General features: G+C 74.2%; 13 protein-coding genes. 10 read left to right on the top strand and 3 right to left on the bottom strand.

Going from position 1 to position 22,163, the window contains the following annotated elements:
• Window positions 1–185 precede the first annotated feature (185 nt).
• Together ACZ4Z3_RS14910 and ACZ4Z3_RS14905 are read right to left on the bottom strand one after the other, a co-directional pair.
• Complete coding sequence (locus ACZ4Z3_RS14910; protein ID WP_338056521.1) at window positions 186–278, bottom strand: putative leader peptide; 93 nt, start codon at window positions 276–278, stop codon at window positions 186–188.
• A 140-nt stretch (window positions 279–418) separates the two neighbouring features.
• Entirely contained in the window at window positions 419–2,275 is a 1,857-nt protein-coding gene (locus tag ACZ4Z3_RS14905; RefSeq protein ID WP_468501323.1) for a glycoside hydrolase family 15 protein, read from the bottom strand.
• A 324-nt stretch (window positions 2,276–2,599) separates the two neighbouring features.
• On the opposite strand from ACZ4Z3_RS14905, the gene ACZ4Z3_RS14900 reads away from it, so the two are divergent.
• The 10 genes from ACZ4Z3_RS14900 (at window position 2,600) to ACZ4Z3_RS14855 (ending at window position 20,589) form a co-directional block, all read left to right on the top strand.
• On the top strand, window positions 2,600–3,580 hold the full coding sequence (locus tag ACZ4Z3_RS14900; protein WP_468501322.1) for a GNAT family N-acetyltransferase: 981 nt from the start codon (window positions 2,600–2,602) through the stop codon (window positions 3,578–3,580).
• 76 nt (window positions 3,581–3,656) lie between these two features.
• A complete protein-coding gene (locus ACZ4Z3_RS14895; RefSeq protein WP_468501321.1) occupies window positions 3,657–4,823 on the top strand; it encodes an NAD(P)/FAD-dependent oxidoreductase in 1,167 nt (388 codons plus the stop codon).
• A complete protein-coding gene (locus ACZ4Z3_RS14890; protein ID WP_468501320.1) occupies window positions 4,820–5,119 on the top strand; it encodes a (2Fe-2S)-binding protein in 300 nt (99 codons plus the stop codon). Before ACZ4Z3_RS14895 ends, ACZ4Z3_RS14890 begins: the two co-directional genes overlap by 4 nt.
• Window positions 5,109–6,593, top strand: coding sequence for an FAD-dependent oxidoreductase (locus ACZ4Z3_RS14885; RefSeq protein ID WP_468501319.1), 1,485 nt, complete (start codon window positions 5,109–5,111; stop codon window positions 6,591–6,593). Before ACZ4Z3_RS14890 ends, ACZ4Z3_RS14885 begins: the two co-directional genes overlap by 11 nt.
• Window positions 6,594–6,710: 117 nt before the next feature.
• A complete protein-coding gene (locus ACZ4Z3_RS14880) occupies window positions 6,711–7,643 on the top strand; it encodes a dihydrodipicolinate synthase family protein (protein ID WP_468501318.1) in 933 nt (310 codons plus the stop codon).
• A gap of 42 nt (window positions 7,644–7,685) precedes the next feature.
• Window positions 7,686–8,687: a proline racemase family protein gene (locus ACZ4Z3_RS14875; RefSeq protein WP_468501317.1), complete on the top strand. Its 1,002-nt coding sequence runs from the start codon at window positions 7,686–7,688 to the stop codon at window positions 8,685–8,687.
• Window positions 8,688–8,729: 42 nt separating this feature from the next.
• Window positions 8,730–9,443, top strand: a complete 714-nt coding sequence (locus tag ACZ4Z3_RS14870; RefSeq protein ID WP_468501452.1) for a GntR family transcriptional regulator — start codon at window positions 8,730–8,732, stop codon at window positions 9,441–9,443.
• Window positions 9,444–9,529: 86 nt separating this feature from the next.
• Window positions 9,530–10,057 (top strand): NUDIX hydrolase family protein, encoded by a 528-nt coding sequence (locus ACZ4Z3_RS14865; protein ID WP_055541164.1) that lies wholly within the window; start codon window positions 9,530–9,532, stop codon window positions 10,055–10,057.
• A 270-nt stretch (window positions 10,058–10,327) separates the two neighbouring features.
• Entirely contained in the window at window positions 10,328–19,090 is an 8,763-nt protein-coding gene (locus ACZ4Z3_RS14860) for a type I polyketide synthase (RefSeq protein WP_468501316.1), read from the top strand.
• Entirely contained in the window at window positions 19,087–20,589 is a 1,503-nt protein-coding gene (locus ACZ4Z3_RS14855) for a tryptophan 7-halogenase (RefSeq protein ID WP_468501315.1), read from the top strand. Before ACZ4Z3_RS14860 ends, ACZ4Z3_RS14855 begins: the two co-directional genes overlap by 4 nt.
• A gap of 59 nt (window positions 20,590–20,648) precedes the next feature.
• Here the strand turns inward: ACZ4Z3_RS14855 and ACZ4Z3_RS14850 are convergent, their stop codons facing one another.
• A complete protein-coding gene (locus ACZ4Z3_RS14850) occupies window positions 20,649–22,103 on the bottom strand; it encodes a tetratricopeptide repeat protein (protein ID WP_468501314.1) in 1,455 nt (484 codons plus the stop codon).
• Between the last annotated feature and the right edge of the window lie 60 nt (window positions 22,104–22,163).

Below are 22,163 nucleotides of genomic sequence, written 5' to 3'. Positions count from 1 at the left end.
AGGATCGGTGCACGGGCGGATCGGTGCACGGGCGGATCGGTGCACGGGCGGATCGGTGCACGGGCGGATCGGTGCACGGGCGGATCGGTGCACGGGCGGATCGGTGCACGGGCGTACGGAACGACGGCCGCGCCGCGCGCGGGCGCACGCGTCCTCGTCGACGGCGGGCGCGGCGGGGCGCCGGTTCAGCCGGCGGGGTGAGTCGCGCTGGAGACGCGCAGCAGGTCGATGTGACGGCGGGAGGTCAGCAGGAGGGACTGCCGGCGTGTGCGTCGCACACGAGTCACCACCGGCTCCAGGCGCCCCATCATTCCCTACCTGTTCACTAGGAAATACCCTTCATGGAGTGTCGATCCCGTGTCGGCCGGCGTCAAGTGGGTGTCCGAGGAGCGGTCGCCGGGCGCAGTCGCCAGCACGGTCACCCCTCCCCCGGGCCCGGCGGGGCCTCGGGGTGGCCGCGGCGGGCGTGGGGGGCGTGCCGGTCGAGTTCGTAGGCGACCCGGATGAGGGGCACATGGGTGAACGCCTGCGGGAAGTTGCCGAGCTGGCGACGAGCGCGGGGGTCGTACTCCTCGGCGAGCAGCCCGACGTCGTTGCGCAGGCCGAGCAGCCGCTCGTACAGGTCGCGGGCCTCGTCCTCGCGGCCGATCGACAGCAGGGCGTCCGCGAGCCAGAAGGAGCAGGCGAGGAAGGCGCCCTCACCGCCGGTGAGGCCGTCCGGGGCGTCGGGGCCGCCCGCGGAGTAGCGGGCCACGAGGCCGTCGGCGAGGAGTTCGCGGCGTACCGCCTCCACGGTGCCGACGACGCGGGGGTCGTCGGGCGGCAGGAACCCGGTCTGCGGGATCTGGAGCAGCGCGGCGTCGAGTTCGCGGGAGCCGTACGACTGGGTGAAGGTGCCCCGGTCGGGGTCGAAGGCGCGCTCGCAGACCTCGCGGTGGATACGGTCCCGGATCCGGCGCCAGTGCTCCACGGGGCCGGGGCGGTCGTGCGCCTCCGCGAGGCGGACCGCGCGGTCGAAGGCGACCCAGCACATCACCTTGGAGTGGGTGTAGTGGCGGGGGGTGCCGCGCATCTCCCACAGGCCCTGGTCGGGCAGGGTCCACGCCTGCTCCAGGTGGTCGAGGAGGACCGCCTGGAGGTCGACGAGGTGGCGGCGCGGGCGCAGTCCGCAGCCGATGGACAGATGGATGGTCTCCATGACCTCGCCGGGCACGTCGAGCTGGCGTTGGGCCGCGGCGGCGTTGCCGATCCGCACCGGGCGCGACCCCTCGTACCCCGGCAGCCAGTCGGCCTCCCATTCGGTGAGCCGCCGCTCCCCGGCGATGCCGTACATGATCTGCGCGTCCTCGGGGCGGCCCGCGAGGGCCCGGGCCAGCCAGCCGCGCCAGGCGTCCGCCTCGGCGGTGAACCCGCTGCGCAGCAGCGCCTCCAGTGCCATCCCGGCGTCACGCAGCCAGCAGTAGCGGTAGTCCCAGTTGCGGACGCCGCCGATCTCCTCGGGCAGGGAGGTGGTCGGCGCGGCGACGATGCCGCCGGTCGGCTCGTACGTGAGGGCCTTGAGGGTGATGAGGGAGCGGGCGACGGGGTCGCGGTAGGGGCCGTCGTACGTCAGTCGGCGCAACCACAGCCGCCAGTACGTGTCCGTGGCGGCCAGCGCGTCGAAGGCGTCGACGGGGTCGGGGGCCGGCAGGTGGGAGGGGCGCCAGACGAGCACGAAGGGGACGCGCTCGCCGGGGGTGACGCGGAAGGCGGCGCGGTGGGAGGTGCCGTGGGCGGTGAGCCGGACCGTGGTACCGAGCCAGACAGCGTCGGGCCCGGCGATACCGGTCAGCTGCCCGTCCTTGTGCCGCATCCACGGCAGCACCCGGCCGTAGTCGAACCGCAGCCGCAGCTCCATGCGCATGTCCACGGTGCCGGACAGGCCCTCGACGATCCGTACGACACAGGGGGCGTCCCCGCCGCGCGGCGGCATGAAGTCGGTGACCAGGGCCCGCCCGGAGGGGGTCTCCCACTCCGTCTCCAGGATCAGCGTGTCGTCCCGGTAGCGGCGTCGGACCACCGCGTCGGTCTCCTCGGCGGGTGCGACGCGCCAGCGGCCGTTCTCCTCGTCGCCGAGGAGGGCGGCGAAGCAGGCGGGTGAGTCGAAACGGGGGAGGCAGAGCCAGTCGATGCTGCCGTCCTTGGCGACCAGGGCCGCGGTGAGGAGGTCGCCGATCAGGGCGTAGTCCTCGATGGCGCTGGGCCCCGACCGCGCGCCGGGGGCGTGTCCTGGCATGGGGTCAGTGTCGGGGCGGGCGGGGGTCTGGGGCATGCGGGGCGGGGCGTTCGAGTTGCCGGGGTGGGGCGGGGTGGGTCCAGGGGCGGGGTGGGTCCAGGGGGCGGGGGCGTGTCGAGGCGGGGGTGGCCTGTCGAGGCAGGGGCGTGTCGGGGCGGGCGGCCGGGTACCGAGGCGGACGTGCTCTCGCAGCCCTCCCCCGGCCGGTCGGCCGGTCGTCGGGGAGCGTGCGGAATCCGTGCCTGCCGTGCGGACCGAGCTGTCGTTTCGCCCGGTGCGCGGGTCCGTGGTGCGATGGATGTGGGGGCGGAAAGGAGAGCGAGCATGTCCGCAGCGCAGCGCACCGGTGGTGTCGCCCCGGTGGCGGTCCGCCCGCTGGTCCAGCCGGACCTGGATCGGGCCGACCAGATCTTCAGGGTCGCCTTCGGGACCTTCCTCGGGTTCCCCGAGCCGGAGACGTTCTTCGGGACCGCCGACTACGTCCGCACCCGCTGGGCGGCGGATCCGAACGCGGCTTTCGCGGCGACCGTCGAGGGCGAGGTCGTCGGGACGAACTTCGCCACCGACTGGGGTGGCGTCGGGTACTTCGGCCCGCTGACCGTACGTCCGGACCTGTGGGACCAGGGCATCGGCAGGCGCCTGATGGAACCGGTCATGGCCTGCTTCGACACCTGGGGGAACCGCCACGTCGGCCTGTTCACGTTCTCGCACAGTCCCAAGCACCTGGAGCTCTACCGCCGGTACGGTTTCTGGCCCCGCTTCCTGACCGCCATCATGAAGAAGCAGGTCACCGCCCCTGCCGCCGTTCCCGGCCGCCTGCTGTACGGCGAGCTGCCCGCCGCCGGGCGGACGGACGCCCTGAGTTTTTGCCGCGCGCTGACGGAGTCCGTGTTCGAGGGCCTGAGTCTGGAGCGCGAGATCGTCGCCGCGCAGGCGCAGGGTCTCGGGGACACCATCCTCCTTGAGGGCGCCGGTTCCGGATCCGGCCTCGACGGTCTGGCCGTCTGCCATTGCGGAGCGGGGTCGGAGGCCGGTGAGGACGTGTGCTTCGTCAAGTTCGGCGCCGTACGCCCCGGCCCGGGCGCCGCGGACCGGTTCGGACGCCTGCTGGACGCGTGCGAGCAACTGGCCGCCGAGAAGGGGCTGGGGCAGTTGGACGCCGGGATGAACCTGGCCCGGGAGGACGCCTACCGGCGCATGGCCGACCGCGGTTTCCGCACCTGGCTGCAAGGCGTGACCATGCACAGGCCCAACGAACCCGGCTACAGCCACCCGGACGCCTACGTGATCGACGACTGGCGCTGAGCCCGCCGCCGCCCGCCACCGTCGTGCTCGGCTTCGCGGTATTCCGAGCCCGAGCGCCATGTGACATAGTACTGGCGTGACCGAGCGACTGACCTGCGACGTCGTGGTGGTGGGAGCGGGGATGGTGGGCGCGGCCTGCGCCCTGTACGCGGCCCGGGCAGGGCTGGACGTGACCGTGGTGGACCGTGGCCCCGTGGCCGGTGGCACGACCGGGGCGGGCGAGGGCAACCTCCTCGTCTCCGACAAGGAACCCGGTCCCGAACTCGAACTCGCCCTGCTGTCGAACCGCTTGTGGACCGAACTGGCCTCCGAACCGGACCTCGGAACGGCGTTCGAGTACGACCCGAAGGGCGGGCTCGTCGTCGCCTCGGCACCGGAAGGGCTCGCCGCCCTGGAGAGGTTCGCGGCCGGGCAGCGCACCGCCGGGGTCGCGGCGGAGACCGTCACCGCAGGACGACTCCACGCACTGGAACCGGAGTTGGCGCCCGGCCTCGCCGGCGGCGTGTACTACCCGCAGGACGCCCAGGTCATGCCGACCCTGGCCGCGGCCCATCTCGTACGGGCCTCGGGGGCCCGCCTGCTCACCGGCCGCACGGTGACCGGGGTGTCGCGCTCGCCCGACGGGGCCGTGCGCGGCGTACGGACCGACCGGGGCGAGATCCACGCCCCGGCCGTGGTGAACGCCGCCGGCACCTGGGGCGGCGAGCTGGCCGCGCTCGCCGGGGTCCACCTCCCCGTACTCCCCCGGCGCGGATTCGTCCTCGTCACCGAACCGCTCCCGCCCGTGGTGCGGCACAAGGTGTACGCCGCCGACTACGTGGCCGACGTGGCCAGCGACTCGGCGGCGCTGCAGACCTCCCCGGTCGTCGAGGGCACGGCCGCCGGGCCGGTACTCATCGGGGCGAGCCGGGAGCGGGTCGGTTTCGACCGGTCGTTCTCGCTGCCCGTGGTGCGGGCGCTGGCGGCGGGCGCGACCCGGTTGTTCCCGTTCCTGGAGCGGGTGCGCGCGATGCGGACGTACGTCGGGTTCCGGCCGTACATGCCCGACCATCTGCCCGCGATCGGGCCGGACCCGCGGGTGCCGGGGCTGTTCCACGCGTGCGGGCACGAGGGGGCGGGCATCGGACTCGCCACCGGGACGGGGCGGTTGATCGCCCAGGTGCTCGGCGGCAGGACCCCGGACCTGGATCTGACGCCGTTCCGCCCGGACCGGTTCGCCGTCCACGAGGAGGCCGCGGGATGAATCCGTTGGAGTTGGCGGACGCCGAACCGGGGCCCGCCTTCGGCGTCACCCTGGACGGCCGTGAACTGGAGGCCCTGCCCGGTCAGACGGTCGCGGCGGTGCTCTGGACGGCCGGTTTGACGTCCTGGCGCACCACCCGCGGCGAGGGCCGGCCGCGCGGTGTGTTCTGCGGGATCGGCGTCTGCTTCGACTGCCTGGTGACCGTCAACGACCGCCCCAACCAACGGGCTTGCCTGGTGCCGGTCCGGCCGGGCGACGTGATTCGCACGCAGGAGGGGACGGGGCATGGGCACTGAACCGGTCGGGCCGCGCGGTGGACCGTCGCCGCGCCTCGCGGTCGTCGGCGCGGGGCCGGCCGGCCTCGCCGCGGCGCTCGCGGCTGCCGGGCGGGGCGTCCATGTGACGGTGATCGACTCCGCGGAGGCGCCCGGCGGCCAGTTCTACCGGCAGCCCGCCGCGGCGCTCGGGGCACGGCGCCCTCAGGCGCTCCACCACCAGTGGCGGTCCTGGCGGCGGCTGCGCGACGGTCTCGAACGGCACCTCGCCGCCGGGAACATCACCCATCTCCCCGAGCATCACGTGTGGTGCGTGGAGCGGGGGTCTGACGGGACGCCAGGGCAACGGCCCGCCGACGCACCCGACCGCTTCACCGTGCACGCGCTGCTCGGCCCCGGCCAGGAGGAGCCTGTGGAGGTGCGGGCCGACGCCGTCGTGCTCGCTACCGGCGGCTACGAGAAGGTGCTGCCCTTCCCCGGCTGGACCCTGCCGGGCGTGGTCACCGCCGGGGGCGCCCAGGCCATGTTGAAGGGCGGGCTGGTGGTGCCCGGCCGTACGGCGGTCGTCGCCGGGACCGGCCCGTTGCTGCTGCCGGTGGCGACCGGGCTCGCGGCGGCCGGTGTCCGGGTGGCCGCGCTGGTCGAGTCCGCCGACCCCAAGGCGCTCGTCCGGCGGGCGGGGACGCTCGCGGGCCGGGCGGACAAACTAGCCGAAGGGGCCGGGTACGCGGTGGAGTTGCTGCGCCGCCGGGTGCGGACCCTCGTACGCCACACCGTGGTCGAGGCGCACGGCACCGACCGGCTGGAGGCCGTGACCGTCGCCGCGCTGGACGCCGAGGGGCGGGTCCGGCCCGGCAGTGAGCGGCGCATTCCCTGCGACACGCTGGCCGTCGGACACGGCATGGTTCCGCACACCGACCTCGCCGAGTCACTGGGCTGTCGTGTCGACGCCGACGGCATGAGCGTGGCCGTCGACGACGAGCAGCGCACCGATGTGCCGGGCGTCTGGGCGGCGGGCGAGGCCACCGGGATCGGCGGCGCGGCCCTGTCCCTGGCCGAGGGGCATGTCGCCGGGCGGTCGGCGGCGGCCCGCCTCCGGGGCCGGGAGCCGGATCCGCGGGAGTGGGCGGCCGCGGCCGCGTCCCGTACGCGGCTGCGGGAGTTCTTCGCCGCGCTCGACACCGTGTACGTGCCGCCGGCGCACTGGGCGGAGCAGGTCACCGACGACACGGTGGTGTGCCGGTGCGAGGAGGTCACCGCCGGGGCGGTCCGCGAGGCCGTCGGGGAGTTGGGGGCCGGGGACGTCCGGACGGTGAAGCTGCTCACCAGGGCCGGGATGGGCTGGTGCCAGGGGCGGATGTGCGGGCCGGCGGTCGCGGGGCTCGCAGGGTGCGCGGAGACGGTGGCCCGACGGCCGTTCGCACGCCCCGTACCGCTCGGTGTGCTGGCGCGGGCCGGGGAGACCGAGGGGCGGGGAGGGCCGACCGTGGAGTGAGCCGTCATCGACAAGCCACCCGTCCGAAACCGTCGAGAGCCGCCCGTACGACCCGTCCGGTACGACTCGTCCGAAACGCCGTCAGTACCATGTCACACCCTATGGAGGGACCCGCAGATGACCACTTCCGCGCGCTCGACCGGCACCGGCACCGGCAACCGCACCGGCAACCGCCCCTGGCGCGGTGTCCTCGTCGCCACCGCGCTCCCCCTCCGCGACGATCTGTCCGTGGACTACGACAAGTACGCCGAGCACTGCGCCTGGCTGGTCGAGAACGGCTGTGACGGTGTCGTGCCGAACGGCTCCCTCGGCGAGTACCAGGTACTGACGCCCGAGGAGCGGGCGCGGGTCGTGGAGACGGCCGTCTCGGCGATCGGCGGCTCGCGGGTGATGCCGGGGGTCGCCGCGTACGGCTCCGCCGAGTCCCGCCGCTGGGCCGAGCAGGCGCGGGACGCGGGCTGCGCGTCGGTGATGCTGCTCCCGCCGAACGCCTACCGCGCCGACGAGCGTTCGGTGCTGGCGCACTACGCGGAGGTCGCGCAGGCGGGCCTGCCCGTCGTGGCGTACAACAACCCCATCGACACCAAGGTCGACCTGGTCCCGGAACTGCTGGCGAAGCTGCACGGCGAGGGGTACATCCGGGCCGTGAAGGAGTTCTCCGGGGATGTGCGCCGGGCCTACCAGCTGGCCGAACTCGCCCCTGAACTGGACCTGTTGATCGGCGCCGACGACGTGCTGCTGGAGCTCGCGCTGGCGGGCGCCAAGGGCTGGGTCGCCGGTTACCCGAACGCGCTGCCCGCGGCGACCGTGGAGCTGTACCACGCGGCGGTGGACGGGGACCTCGCGACGGCGAAGGGACTGTACGAGCAGTTGCACCCGTTGCTGCGCTGGGACTCGAAGGTCGAGTTCGTGCAGGCCATCAAGCTGTCCATGGACATCGTGGGCCGGCACGGCGGGCGCTGCCGACCGCCGCGCGTGGAGCTGCTGCCGGAGCAGGAGGCCGTGATCCGGTCCGCCACCGAGAAGGCCGTCGCCGCGGGGCTCGCGTGACGCGCGCGGAAGCGGAAGGAGCGCGGGAGAAGGAGAACGGTCATGCGCAGCAAGCTCGTCCTGCACGCCGTCGACTCGCACACGGAGGGCATGCCGACCCGGGTGATCACCGGCGGGATCGGCGCCATCCCCGGTGCGACCATGAACGAACGGCGGCTGTGGTTCCGTGAACACCGGGACGACGTCAAGCAGTTGCTGATGAACGAGCCGCGCGGGCACGCGGCGATGAGCGGTGCGATCCTCCAGCCGCCGACCCGCCCCGACTGCGACTGGGGTGTGGTCTACATCGAGGTCTCCGGCTATCTGCCCATGTGCGGCCACGGCACGATCGGGGTGGCGACGGTCCTCGTCGAGACCGGCATGGTCGAGGTCGTCGAGCCGGTCACCACCATCCGTCTCGACACCCCGGCCGGGCCCGTCGTCGCCGAGGTGGCCGTGGAGGACGGCGCGGCGAAGGCGGTCACCCTCCGGAACGTGCCGTCGTTCTCCGTCGGCCTCGACCGCCGGATCACCCTGGCCGACGGGCGGACCGTCACCTACGACCTGGCGTACGGCGGGAACTTCTACGCCATCCTGCCGCTGGAGGAGTTCGGGCTGCCCTTCGACCGCTCCCGCAAGGACGACATCCTCCGCGCGGGCCTCGACCTGATGGACGCCATCAACGCCGAGGAGGAACCCGTCCACCCCGAGGACCCGTCCATCCACGGCGTGCACCACGTCCATCTGTACGCGCCCGGCGCCACCGCCCGGCACTCACGGCACGCGATGGCCATCCACCCCGGCTGGTTCGACCGCTCGCCCTGCGGTACGGGCACCAGTGCGCGCATGGCGCAACTGCACGCGCGGGGCGAACTGCCGCTGCGCGCCGAGTTCGTGAACGAGTCCTTCATCGGCACCCGGTTCACCGGACGGCTCCTCGGCGAGACCGAGGTGGCCGGGGTCCCTGCCGTGCTGCCCAGTTTCACGGGCCGCGCCTGGATCACCGGCACGGCCCAGTACCTGCTCGACCCGACCGACCCGTTCCCCTCCGGATTCGTCCTCTAGGATTCCGGGCTCCAGGACTCCAGGAGAGACCGCATGTCCCCCATGGCCCCACAGCGCACCGGTGCCACCTCACCGGCACCGGGCGCCGCTCCCCCGGCGCCCGCCCTGCCGGTGCTCGGCGGCAAGAAGAGCAGCTACCGGGAACGGGTCGCCGACGCGTTGCGGGCCGCGCTGATCGCCGGTGAGCTGCGGCCGGGCCAGGTGTACTCCGCGCCCGCGCTCGCCGCCCGCTTCGGTGTCTCGGCCACACCGGTCCGCGAGGCCATGCTGGACCTGGCCAAGGAAGGCCTGGTCGACACCGTGCCCAACAAGGGCTTCCGGGTCACCGCCGTGACCGAGAAGCAGCTCGACGAGTACACCCAGATCCGCTCGCTGATCGAGATCCCGACCACCGTCGGCCTGGCCCGGACCGCCGACCCCGTCTCCCTGGAGGCGCTGCGGCCCGCCGCGCGGGAGATCGTGGCCGCCGCGGCCGCCGGGGACCTCATCGCGTACGTGGAGGCCGACACCCGCTTCCACCTCGGTCTGCTGGCCCTCGCGGGCAACGCTCATCTGGTCGAGGTGGTGGGCGACCTGCGTAAACGCTCCCGGCTGTACGGGCTGACCGCGCTCGTCGAAGCGGGCCGTCTCCTGGCGTCCGCGCAGGAGCACCTGGAACTCCTCGACGCCCTGCTCGACCGCGACGAGGCCGCCGTCCAAGCGGTGATGACCCGCCACCTCGGGCACGTCCGGGGCCAGTGGGCCGCCCATGGCTGAGCGGCGGACGACACGGGTGCGCCGCATGTGATCGGCGCTACGCCCACACCAGGTGACGTTGAAAGTATGATCGGCCAATGTCTGACATGACCGAAACCACGCCTGGCTGGCTGACGTCCGACGAACTCGAATCGGCGCGCGCCCGTATGCCGATCCTGTACGTCGAGGCCGTGCCCGTGCGCGTCGACGACAGCGGCGAAGTGACCAGCATCGGCCTGCTGCTGCGCATCGGCCCGGACGGAACGGTCAGCCGCACGCTGGTGTCCGGCCGCGTGATGCACCACGAGCGGGTACGCGACGCGCTCCTGCGCCATCTGGAGAAGGACCTCGGCCCGGTGGCACTGCCCCGAGTCCCGGCCTCGCTTCAGCCCTTCACGGTCGCCGAGTACTTCCCGACGCAGGGCATCACGCCGTTCCACGATCCCCGGCAGCACGCGGTGGCGCTCGCGTACATCGTCCCCGTGTCCGGCGACTGCCGTCCTCGGCAGGACGCGCTCGACCTGGTGTGGTTCAGCCCGCAGGAGGCCGCGTCGCCGTCGGTCCAGAGCGAGATGCCGGGCGGCCAGGGAGTCCTGTTGAAGCAGGCTCTCGCCCACGTCGGCTGCGTGTCCTAGGCGGTGTCCGACACCTGAGGCAGTGAACCCCGGCGGCACCTCGTCCCTGTGTCGCCGGGCGTCCCTGTGTCGCCGGGCGTCCCTGTCCCCGGGCGTGACTCACCGGCCACACCGGCCGTCCGGGACACCGCCGGCAGTCCGCGGCTCCTTCGGCCCTCCGAAACGCCGACGGTCCGGATGTTCGGACATTCGGCCTCCGCCCCTTAGGGTCAACGCCGTTGCTCCGCAAGGAGCTTGACGGTGGGTCCCACGGGGCCGGGGAGGCGCCATATGCATCACGACGGACTGATACGGCCGCTGCCGGAGCTGCTGAAGGCGCATGCCGAGCGGTCGCCGTCCCGCGTTGCCTTCGCCGACGACGCACGGACCGTGACCTACGCGGAGTTGGAGCGGCGCACCGGACGACTCGCCGCGTATCTCGCGCGGACCGGCCTGGGGCGCGGCGAGCGGGTCGCGATCTGCCTGGGCAACCGTGTCGAGATGGTCGAGGCCGTGCTCGCCGCCGTCCGGGCCGGTGCCGTGGGCGTCCCCCTCAACCCCCGTTCCTCCGACGCCGAACTCGCCCATTTCCTGCGGGACAGCGGCGCCTCCGTCGTCGTCACCGACCCGGCGCGGCTCGCACGTCTGCACCGGACGATTCCGGCCGCCGACGCGCCCGGTCCGCGCGTGCTGCTGACGGGGCCGGGCACGGTCCCGGCGGACGCCCCGGAGGGCACGGTTCTCCTCGACGCCGTCGCCGGGGCGGACGCGCCCGGTCAGGACCCGCCCCGGGACGATCTCGGTCTCGACGAGCCGGCCTGGATGCTCTACACCTCCGGTACGACGCACCGCCCCAAGGGCGTGGTGTCGACCCAGCGGGCCGCCCTGTGGTCGGTGGCCGCCTGTTACGCGCCGATCTTCGGTCTCTCTCCGGAGGACCGGCTGCTGTGGCCCCTGCCGCTGTTCCACAGTTTCGGGCACTCCCTGGCGATCCTCGGCGTCACCGCCGTCGGCGCGAGCGCCCGCGTCACCGGTGATCTCCTGCCCCCCGACGGACTGTGGCGCGAACTGCACCACCCGCACGGGGCTCTCGGCGGTCCCTACACCGTGCTGGCCGGGGTGCCCGCGGTGTACCACCGGCTGCTGGCGTCGGCGGACGGCGCGGCGCTGCCGGTGGGGCTCCGCACGTGTCTGGTGGCGGGCGCGCCCAGTTCCCCGGCGCTGCGCCGCGAGGTCGAGCAGGCGTTGGGGGCGCGGTTGCTCGACGCGTACGGCAGCACAGAGACGTGCGGGATGATCGCGGTGAACCGGCCGGACGGGCCGACGGTCGACGGTTCCTGCGGGCCTCCGATCCCCGGAGTGGACGTACGCGTCGTCGAGCCGGGGAGCGGCAACGACGTCACCGACGGGGGCGAGGGGGAGATCTGGGTCCGCGGGCCCGGTCTGATGACGGGCTACCACCAGCGGCCCGAGGCCACAGGGTCGGCCCTGGTGAACGGCTGGTACCGGACCGGTGACCTCGGCCGCCGGGTCGAGCACGGCCATCTCCGCCTCACCGGGCGGGTCAGCGAACTGATCATCCGCGGTGGCGAGAACATCCACCCCACCGAGGTCGAACAGGCCCTGCTGCACTGCCCCGGAGTGACGGACGCCGTGGTCGTCGGCCGACCGCACGACGTGCTGGGCGAGGTGCCGGTGGCGTACGTGGTCCCCGGACCGGACGGGTTCGATCCCCGGCGGGTGCTGGCGGTGTGCCGCGCCCGGCTCGCCGAGTACAAGCTGCCCGTGGAGTTCCATGAGATCGCTGCGGTGCCACGGACGGCCTCCGGCAAGATCGCCCGGCACGCCGTCGCGGCAGCGCCGGTGGCGGCGGAGGCCACGGCCGGGGCCGCCGCCGAGTCACCGGCCGGGCGGCTCGGCGCGCCTTCGGCGGTCTCCCCCTCGGAGGCCCCGCCCCCGGCGACCTCGCCTCAGGCGATCCCGGCGGCCGACGGGGCCTTGCGGCGGCGGCTGTTGTCGCTGCCCCCGGAGGGGCGGGAGCGGGCGCTCAGGGAGGCGGTGCTCGCCGAGACGGCCGAGGCGTGCGGGGGCGGGCCGGGCGAACTCCTCGCCGCCGAGGCGCCGTTCACCGATCTTGGGCTGACGTCCGTGGGCGCCGTCGCGCTCATCGAGCGGCTGGGCGCGGCGACCGGGCTGAGGCTCCCGGCCACGCTGGTCTTCGACCGTCCCAGCCCCGCCGAACTCGCTCGGTCCCTGCACCGCGCCCTCTTCGGCGCGACGTCGGCCACCGCGCCGGGGACCGGCGGGGCCACCGAGGACGAGAACGAGGACGAGGACGACCCGGTGGTCGTCGTCGCCATGGGCTGCCGCTACCCCGGTGACGTGTACTCGCCGGAGGACCTGTGGCGGCTCGTCTCCGAGGGCCGGGACGCCACCTCCGGCTTCCCGACCGACCGGGGCTGGGACCTGGCCGCCCTCTACGACCCGGACCCCGACCGCGTCGGCACCTCGTACACCCGGCGGGGCGGATTCCTGCACCGGGCCGCCGAGTTCGACGCGGGTCTGTTCGGGATCGCGCCGCGGGAGGCGCTGGCAATGGATCCGCAGCAGCGGCTGCTGCTGGAGACCTCCTGGGAGGTGTGGGAGCGGGCCGGGATCGCCCCGGCCGCCGTGCGCGAGAGCGACACCGGGGTGTTCGTCGGCATGATGCACGCCGACTACTCGGCGCGTTTCGTCCACCACGAGCTGGAGGCGCATCTGGGGCTGGGCACGTCCGGCAGTGTGGCGGCGGGCCGGATCTCGTACGTGTACGGTCTGCGCGGGCCGTCGATCACGATCGACACCGCCTGCTCCTCCTCCCTGGTGGCCCTGCACTGGGCGGCCGCGGCGCTGCGGTCGGGCGAGTGCTCCCTGGCGCTGGCCGGCGGGGTCACGGTGATGGCGACACCGAAGCCGTTCACGGCGTTCAGCCGGCAGCGGGGGCTCTCCCCCGAGGGCCGCTGCAAGTCGTTCTCGGCGGCGGCGGATGGCACCGCCTGGGCTGAGGGCGTCGGGCTGGTGCTGCTGGAACGGCTCTCCGACGCCCGGCGGCACGGGCACCCCGTCCTGGCCGTGCTGCGCGGCTCCGCCGTCAACTCCGACGGCGCGTCCAACGGACTCACCGCGCCCAACGGCCAGGCCCAGCGGCGTCTGATCGAGCGGGCGTTGGCCGATGGAGGGCTCCGTCCGGCCGATGTCGACGTGGTGGAGGCCCATGGCACGGGCACCACGCTGGGCGACCCCGTCGAGGCGGGTGCCCTGCTCGCCGCGTACGGGCAGGACCGCGAGGAGCCGTTGTGGCTGGGGTCGGTCAAGTCGAACCTCGGGCACACACAGGCGGCCGCCGGGGTCGCCGGGGTCATCAAGATGGTGCAGGCCATGCGGCACGGGGAGATGCCCCGCACCCTGCACGCCGAGACACCCTCACCGCATGTCGACTGGGCCTCCGGGAAGGTGGAGCTGCTCACCGCCGCCCGGCCGTGGCCGTCCACCGCGGGCCGGCCGCGACGGGCCGGCGTGTCCGCGTTCGGAATCGGCGGAACCAACGCGCACGTGATCGTGGAGGAGCCGCCGGACGCGCCTCGCTCAGGCGCCGAGGAGCCGTCCGACGCTCCCCGCTCGGGCGCCGGGGAGCCGTCCGGTACTGCCCGGTCGGGCGTCGAGAAGCCGTCCGGCGCGGCGGGAGGCGGAGGGGCCCCCGACTCCGGTGCCGAGGCACCGCCGTCTCATCCGGACGACCGCCTGGTTGCGCGGCCACCGGTCGCGCCCGGCGTCGCCGCCCACCGTGTCCCCTGGCTGCTCGCCGGGGCTGACGCGGGTGCGCTACGCGCCCAAGCACGCCGTCTCGCCGACCATCTGACCGCGCGGCCCGAACTGTCGCCGGCCGACGTCGGTGTCTCCCTGACCGTGACGCGCTCGGCGTCGACGCACCGGGCGATGGTCCCGCCGGGTGAACGGGCCCGGATGCTGGCCGGGTTGGAGACGCTGGCTGTTGGAGCCGGGGAAGCTGTCGGAGCCGCGGGCACCACCGGTTTCGCGGCCGGCACCGGTGGCGGTACCGGGAGCGGCACCGCCGTCACCGGTACGGAACAGGCCGTCGCCGACCCCGCTCTCCGTACGGCCTTCCTGTTCACCGGCCAGGGAGCCCAACGTGCCCGCATGGGAGCCGAGTCGCGGTCGGCGTACCCCGTCTTCGCCTCGGCTCACGACAAGGTGTGCCGGGCGCTGGAGGGCCGCCTCGACGTACCCCTCGACGTGGTGCTCTCCGCCGCTCCGGGCACCCTGGAGGCCTCTCTGCTCGACCGTACGGACTTCACCCAGGCGGGGCTGTTCGCCTTCGAGGTCGCGCTGTTCCGGCTGCTGGAGTCCTGGGGTGTGCGCCCCGACTACCTGGCCGGGCACTCCGTCGGCGAGCTGACCGCCGCCCATGTCGCCGGTGTCATGGACCTCGACGACGCGGCGGCCCTCGTCGCGGCGCGCGGCAGGCTGATGCAAGGACTGCCGGAAGGCGGCGCGATGGTCGCGCTGCACGCCACGGAGGACGAAGTCCTCGCTGCCCTGCCCGACTTCGAGGACACACCCGGCGCAGCCCCCGGAAGCCACGTGAGCGCCGTCTCGACGCGGGGGCCGCGCCCGGTGGCGATCGCCTCCGTGAACGGGCCGCGCTCGGTGGTGATCTCCGGTGCGCGGGACGCGGTGCTCGCCGTGGCGGCCGGGTTCGAGGCCAGGGGCCGCCGGACCGTACGGCTGCGGGTGGACCACGCCTTCCACTCACCGCTCGTGGAGCCGATGCTCGACGACTTCCGCCGGGCCGCCGAGAAGGTGACCTTCAGGCCGCCCCGGATCCCCGTCGTCTCGGCGGTCACCGGCCGCCTCGCCGAGGCCGGGGAGTTGTGCTCACCCGAGTACTGGGTGCGGCATGCCCGGCTGCCCGTCCGGTTCGCCGACACCGTGCGGTGGCTGGGCGACAACGGGGTGTCGGCCTTCCTGGAGGTCGGGCCTCACCCGGCGCTCATCACGTCCGCCGAGGACTGCCTGACCGGCTCCGAGAACGGCACCGCTTCCCTCTTCACCGCCGCCACGCGCGCCGGTGAGCCCGAACCGGAGACGCTGCTGTCGGCCGTGGCCCGGCTCCATGTGCGCGGAGCCCGCGTCGACTGGCCCACCGTGTTCGAGCGCACCGGAGCACGCCGTGTGGAGTTGCCGACGTACGCCTTCCAACGGCAGCGGTACTGGCTGGACGCGCCCCGGCTCCCGGTCCACGCGCCGGAGGGCGACGGGCACCCGCTGCTCGGGCCCGCGTTCACGGTGCCGGACACCGGCCGGACCGTGCTCTCCGGGCGCCTCTCCGCCACGGCGCAGCCCTGGCTCGGCGACCATGTGATCGGCGGGACCGTCCTCGTGCCGGCGACGGCGTTCGTCGAGCTGGCCGTCCGGGCGGGCGACGAGGTCGGCTGCGACACCCTCGACGAGTTGGTGGTCCTGACGCCCCTGCCCCTGACACCGGGGACCGGCGTGCCCGTCCAGGTCGTGGTGGGCGCCCCGGACGACTCCGGACGGCGGACGGTCGACATCCACGCCCGCCCCGACGCCGCCGCCGACGGCCCCGACCTCACCTGGACCCGGCACGCGACCGGGCTGTTGACCCGCACGGCCTCCGCGTCCGCGCCGACGGACGCTGACAGTCTCACGGAGTGGCCGCCCCGAGGCGCCGCCGAGATCGACCTCACCGATGCCTACGACACCCTCGCGGACGACGGCCTCGCCTACGGTCCCGCCTTCCGGGGCGTACGGACGGCCTGGCGGCTCGGTGACGAGCTGTACGCCGAAGTCCGCCTGAACGGGCGTGAGTTGGACGAGGCAGACCGCTTCGGCCTCCACCCCGCCCTGCTCGACGCGGCGGCACACGCCGCACTGCTCACCGCGGAAGCAGGAGCGGGGGCGGAGCCGGAGGCCACCATCCACGTGCCGTTCGCCTGGACCGGTGTGCGTCTGCACGCTTCCGGCGCGACGGAACTACGGGTACGGGTGCGTCGGACGGCCACGGACGCGGTCGCGTTGACGCTGGCCGACGCGACGGGCCGCCCGGTGGCCCGCGTGGACTCCCTGACCATGCGGCAGCTTCCCGCCGGTACCGCCGACGCGGCGCTCGACGTGGCGCGACGGGCACTGTGGCGACCCGACTGGGTGACCGTCGAGCACACCGCCGTCACCGGCACGGAGACCACGACCGGCACCGGCACCGGCCCTACCGTCGCACCGAACACCACCGTCGTCACCGCTGTCACCTCGACGACCGACGCCGAGACACCCCCGGCCGCCGTGCGTCTGCTGACCGCCCGGGTGCTGCGTGCCCTGCAGGACTGGCAGGACGACCCGGAGGCATCCGGCTCGCGCCTCGTGGTGGTCACGCGGGACGCCACCGCGCCGGAACCGGACCTCGCTGGTGCGGCCGTATGGGGTCTGGTGCGCACCGCTCAGGCGGAGCTGCCCGGACGTGTCGTGCTGGTCGACACGGACGGCCGCCCCGAGTCCGAGCGGCTGCTGGCCGCCGCGGTGGCCACGGGCGAACCTCAACTGTCCATACGGGAAGGGAGAATGAGGGCTCCGCGGCTGGTGCCGGCGGTAGGGACGGCAGCCGCCGACCTCCGTGAGCCGTCCGGGCCGAGCCCCTTCGACCCCGACCGGACCGTGCTGATCACCGGCGGCACCGGCGCGCTGGGCTCCGAACTCGCCCGCCATCTCGTCGCCTCGCACGGTGTACGACATCTGCTGCTCACCTCCCGTCGGGGCCCGGACGCACCCGGTGCCGCGGAACTTCGGGCTTCGCTGGAGGAGTTGGGCGCCGAAGTGACGATCGCGGCCTGCGACATGGCGGACCCGGTCGCGCAGGCCGAGGTGGTCAGGTGCTGTGAGCCCGCCCTGGGCGCCGTGGTGCACGCGGCCGGGATCCTGGACGACGGCGTCCTGGCGGGGCTGACGCCCGAACGGATGGCGGCGGTGCTGGGGCCCAAGGCGGACGCGGCCTGGCGGCTGCACGAACTGACCCGGGATCTGGAGCTGTCGGCGTTCATCCTGTTCTCGTCGGCGTCCGGTCTGCTGGGCCGCCCCGGCCAGGGCAACTACGCGGCGGCGAACAGCGTCCTCGACGCCCTCGCCCAGCGTCGCGCCGCCCAGGGGCTGCCCGCGCTGTCCCTGGAGTGGGGCCCCTGGGAGCACGACGCAGGCATGGCGTCTGCGCTGCCCAGGGAGGCCCAGCTCAGGGAGGCGGCGACGCGGAGCGGTGACGTGCTGCGCGCCCTCTCCGTACGGGACGGCCTGGCACTCTTCGACGCGGCGGTACGCGACGGTGGACCCGTCCTGGCGCCCATGCGGCTGGACCGGGGCGCCCTGCGGTCCGCGCGAGGCCCGCTGCCCCCACCCCTGCGGGGGCTGTCGCGTCCCCGTCGGCCGGTGGCCGAGGCGAGCGCGGCCTCGGACTCGGGCTTGGGGGCGGGCACGGGAACGGGGGCCGGGGCATCCGCCGACGCCCCGGAGATGCTGGAGCCGGGCGCCTGGCGGACGTTCCTGGCCGAACTGCCCTCCGCCCGGCGCGCGGAGGCGCTCACCGAGCTGATGCGGGCGGACGTGGCCGCCGTGCTCGGGTATCCGAGCGCCGACGCTCTGCCCGTCGGCAGGACCTTCGACGAGCTTGGCTTCGACTCGCTGATGGCGGTGCAGGTCCGCAACCGGCTCAGCCTGGCGCTGCGGCTCCGGCTCTCCGCAGCCGTGGTGTTCGAGCACCCCACGGCCGACGGCCTGGCCCGCCATGTGCTGGACCTCCTCGACGACCTCCCGGAGCCGCCGACGGCCGCCGGGGAGCCCGATGCGCCGACGCGGACGGCACCCAGTGCGCCCCCCGGTCCGGCACCCGGCGCGAACCTCGGTACGGCATCCCGTGCGGCCCCCGCTACGAACCCCGACCCGGCCCCCGTCAGGACGCCGGAGGCGACTCCCGGAACGGCGCTCCCCGGCAGCCCCGAGCCGTCGAGCGCACGCCCCGTGCAGAGCCTCTCCTCCCTCTACCGGCGGGTGTGCGAGGCGGGTCAGGTGGTCGCCGCGATGCACATGCTGGTCACCGCGTCGTGGGCCGTACCGACGTTCGACGCGTCCGGTGCCCGGCGGCACGCGCTGCCGCCGCTGCGGCGGGCCGTGGGCTCCGGTGACGACCCGGTCGTGGTGTTCCTCGACGGCTACCACCCCTCCTTCCCCGGGCCGGGCGGCGCGGCCGCCGCCTTCCACGACTGCCTCCGGGGCGACCTGGACGTGTGGGAGGTACGGCATCCCGGTGTCGACGAGGGTCCGGCCGTACCGGACGACCTGGGGACCCTGGCCCGTACGCACGCCGAGACGGTGCTGCGGCTGGTGGGCGACCGGCCTTTCGTGGTCGTCGGCTCGTCCACCGGAGGCGCCGTCGCACACCTCGTGACCGGGCGGCTGGAGACCATGGGGGCGGCCCCGGTCGGCCTGGTCCTGCTGGACACGTACCGCGTCGACCGGGACAACCGCGGCACGGAGTGGCTGCTGGCGCTGCCTGCCGCCCTCGCCCCGAGGCTGACCGGGGGCCCGTCGACCGGGGACGACGACAGCGCCGTCGCCGCGATGGGCGCGTACACGCGCATGTTCATGGACTGGGAGCCCGAACCCGTCGCCGCCCCGACCCTGCTGGTCCGGGCCACGCAGCCGACGCCGCGGATGGCGGCGGGCGCCGACGGGGAAGACTGGCGGACGTCGTGGCCGCTGCCGCACGACACGGTCGACGTCCCCGGCGACCACTTCTCGCTCACCAGGGAACACGCCCCGGCCACGGTGGCGGCCGTCCGCGCCTGGCTCCGCTCGCTCGACCGTACGGACGTCGCAGCCCCACGGCCGCAGAGCACCCTGTCGGGACCGACCCCCGCCGCCCCTCCCCCGCCTCCCCCGTCCATCCCCGCCCCCGCCGCCCCGCCGGTGTCGACCCCTGAAGGAGACCAGTGACTGTCACGCGATCCGAGACGCCGTCGGAGGAGTTCGATGTGATCGTCGTGGGCGGGGGCCCGGCCGGGTCCACCGTCGCGTCGGCCGTCGCGCTGCGCGGCCACCGGGTGCTCCTGCTGGACCAGCAGACCTTCCCCCGCTACCAGATCGGGGAGTCGCTGCTGCCGTCGACGGTGCACGGGGTGTGCCGCATCCTGGGTGTCGAGGACGAGGTGGCGCGGGCCGGGTTCAAGCTCAAGCGCGGCGGGACGTTCCGCTGGGGCCGCAACCGGGACCCGTGGCAGTTCTCCTTCGCGCTGTCCCCGCGGCTGTCCGACCCGACGTCGTTCGCCTACCAGGTCGAGCGGAACCGTTTCGACGCGATCCTGCTGGACAACGCCCGCCGGGTCGGCGTGGACGTACGGGAGGGCTGCCGGGTCTCGGACGTCGTCGCCGACGAGGAGCGGGTGCGGGGTGTGCTCTGGACCGGGCCGGACGGCGGGACCCGCGAGGCGCGGGCCCGGTACGTCGTGGACGCCTCGGGCAACACCAGCCGGATCCACCCGCACGTCGGCGGGAAGCGGACGTACTCCGACTTCTTCCGGAACATCGCCGTGTTCGGGTACGTGGCCGGGGGCAGGCGGCTGCCGAAGCCGAACGACGGCAACATCTTCTGCGCCACCTTCGACGAGGGCTGGATCTGGTACATCCCGCTGCGGGACGAACTGACCAGTGTGGGCGCGGTGGTGAGCCGGGAGCACGCGGCGGCGGTCCAGGGCGATCCGACGGCGGCCTGGCGGCGGCTGATCGACTCGTGCCCCGAGATACGGGACCTCGTCGACGGCGCCCCGCAGGCCGGCGAGGCCCCCTACGACGAGGTCCGGGTGCGCAAGGACTGGTCGTACTGGAAGACCCGGCTGTGGCGGCCGGGCATGGTGCTGGTCGGCGACGCGGCCTGCTTCGTCGACCCGGTGCTGTCGTCCGGTGTGCACCTGGCCACGTACGGGTCCCTGCTGGCGGCCCGGGCGATCAACAGCACGCTCGACGGCACCCTCGACGAGGCCCGCTGCTTCGGGGAGTTCGAGGCCCGCTACCGGCACGAGTACGGGCTGTTCTACGAGTTCCTGATGTCGTTCTACGACCTGCACCAGGACGAGCGGTCGTACTTCTGGAAGGCCCGCAAGGTCACCAACGTCGGCGCGACGGAGCTGGAGGCGTTCGTGGAGCTGGTGGGCGGGCTGGCGTCCGGGGACGCGGCGCTCGCCGCGCCCGCCGAGGCGGGTGCGCGGCTGACCGCCGCCTCCTCGGACCTCGACCGGGTCGTGGGCCGTCTCCCCGACTCCGACGGCCACCGCAATCCGCTGTACGAGTCGACGGCGTTCCGGCAGACCTTCCACGAGGGAGCGGTGCTCCAGGAGCGCGGTCTCCTCGGCGGGCCGCTGGAGGAGGAGGCGCCGCTGCGGCCCGGCGGTCTGGTGACGTCGGAGGACGGCCTGGGGTGGGCCGACGCCGCGACCTGACGGGGCGGCCCCTCAGGGAGTGCGGGCGCGACACGGCCGCGCACCCTCAGCGGCGGCCCTCAGGGGGTGCGGGCGAGATACGGCCGGTGCAGATGCCGGTTCAGCCGGGTCGCGGCGGGCGCGGCCAGCTCGTTCGCCGTGTCGCGTGCGACGGCGGCGCGGCCGGCCTCGCCGACTGTTTCGGCGAGCCGGGCCTGGCCCAGCCAGTTGTAGGGGCTGTGCGGACTCAGTCCGGCGCGCTCCCCGAGGAGCCGGCCGGCCAGGTCGGCGCGTCCGGCGCGCAGGGCCGACTCCAGGAGGGTGCGCTGGACGGCGTCCCGCTGCGCGTGGCTGCCGCCGAAGGTGTGCACGCGGCGGCGGAGCGGCCACAGCAGGTCGACCACCGTCTCGTGGTCCCCCCGGACGTACGCGACCAGCGCCTCGCCGACCGGCAGCCCGATCTCGGCGGTCATCACGTGGTTGGTGGTCCGGTGGGCGTCGTGGTGTTCCAGCCAGCGGCGCCGTTCGGCGAGGAACGCGTCAGCCTCGGCCAGTCGGCCCGCACCGGCGAACGCCATGACGGCGTGCACGTCGTTGAAGGCGTAGTACGGCGGGTCGGCGCGGGCCGCCCAGGCGTCGGCGAGGGCCTGCCAGCGCGCGTCCTGGTCGAGGTCGGCGAGGAGGAACCGCCACAACAGGGAGGCGGCGTCGAGGAGTTCCATGACGAACCCGCTGGAGTCCTTGTGGTGCAGTACGGCGTCGTAGATCCGGGTGGCCGTGTCGATGTCGCCGGCCTCCAACGCGTAGAGGGCGTAGTGCCACCAGCTGTGCACGGTCAGGAGGGTGCCGCTCGCCCAGTCGTCGAGTCGCGCGTCGAGGTAGTCGATGCCGTCGGCGAACCGGCCGCGCATCTCGTGGACGTGGACGACGGCGTGGATGGCCCAGACGTCACGGGGGTTCCGCTCCACGGCGGCCAGGGCGACCTCCTGAGCGCGGTCGTAGTGTCCGGACTCCTCCAGCCCGAACGCGTACATGCCCATCAGGGGCCCCCGGTGGGGGTCGTCGTGGTCCCAGGCCGGGAGGGCCCCGCCGATCCGGTCCCGCAGCCGGGTCGCGTCGCCGCTGAAGAAGTCCAGTTGGTGGCCGACGGCGAGGGCCAGCGGGTCGCGGGGGTGCTCCACGACGAGTTCTTCGAGGACGTGGGCCGCCGTGCCCATGTCGCCGCCGAGCCAGGCCTCCGCCGCCGCGAGGTGCATGCGTTCCCGGCGGGGCAGCGCCGAGCGGTCCAGGTCGGCGGCGTACGCGGTGAAGCGGCGGCGGGCCTCGGCGGCGTCGCGCGGCTCGGTGCCCAGCACGCCCAGGTAGGCGGAGAACGCCTGGGCGAGCGGTGCCGTGGGGGATGCCGCGACGGCGTCGGCGACCGCGGTGGGGAACTCGGGGCGGAAGAACAGCAGCCCCTCCACGGCCCGGTCCAGATGCGCCGCACCCTCGGCGGTGCACTCGAACAGGGGGTTGCCGTACCGATCCGTCACCATGGCAGCTCCACTCCGGCGCGTGTGCGGTGGGGGTTGGCTCACCCCCCGGGCGGCGCGGGG

Source organism: Streptomyces sp. NPDC030296, from assembly GCF_055572815.1.
The sequence above is the reverse complement of the archived record's forward strand: the minus strand, read 5'-3'. Positions and strand labels throughout refer to the sequence as shown.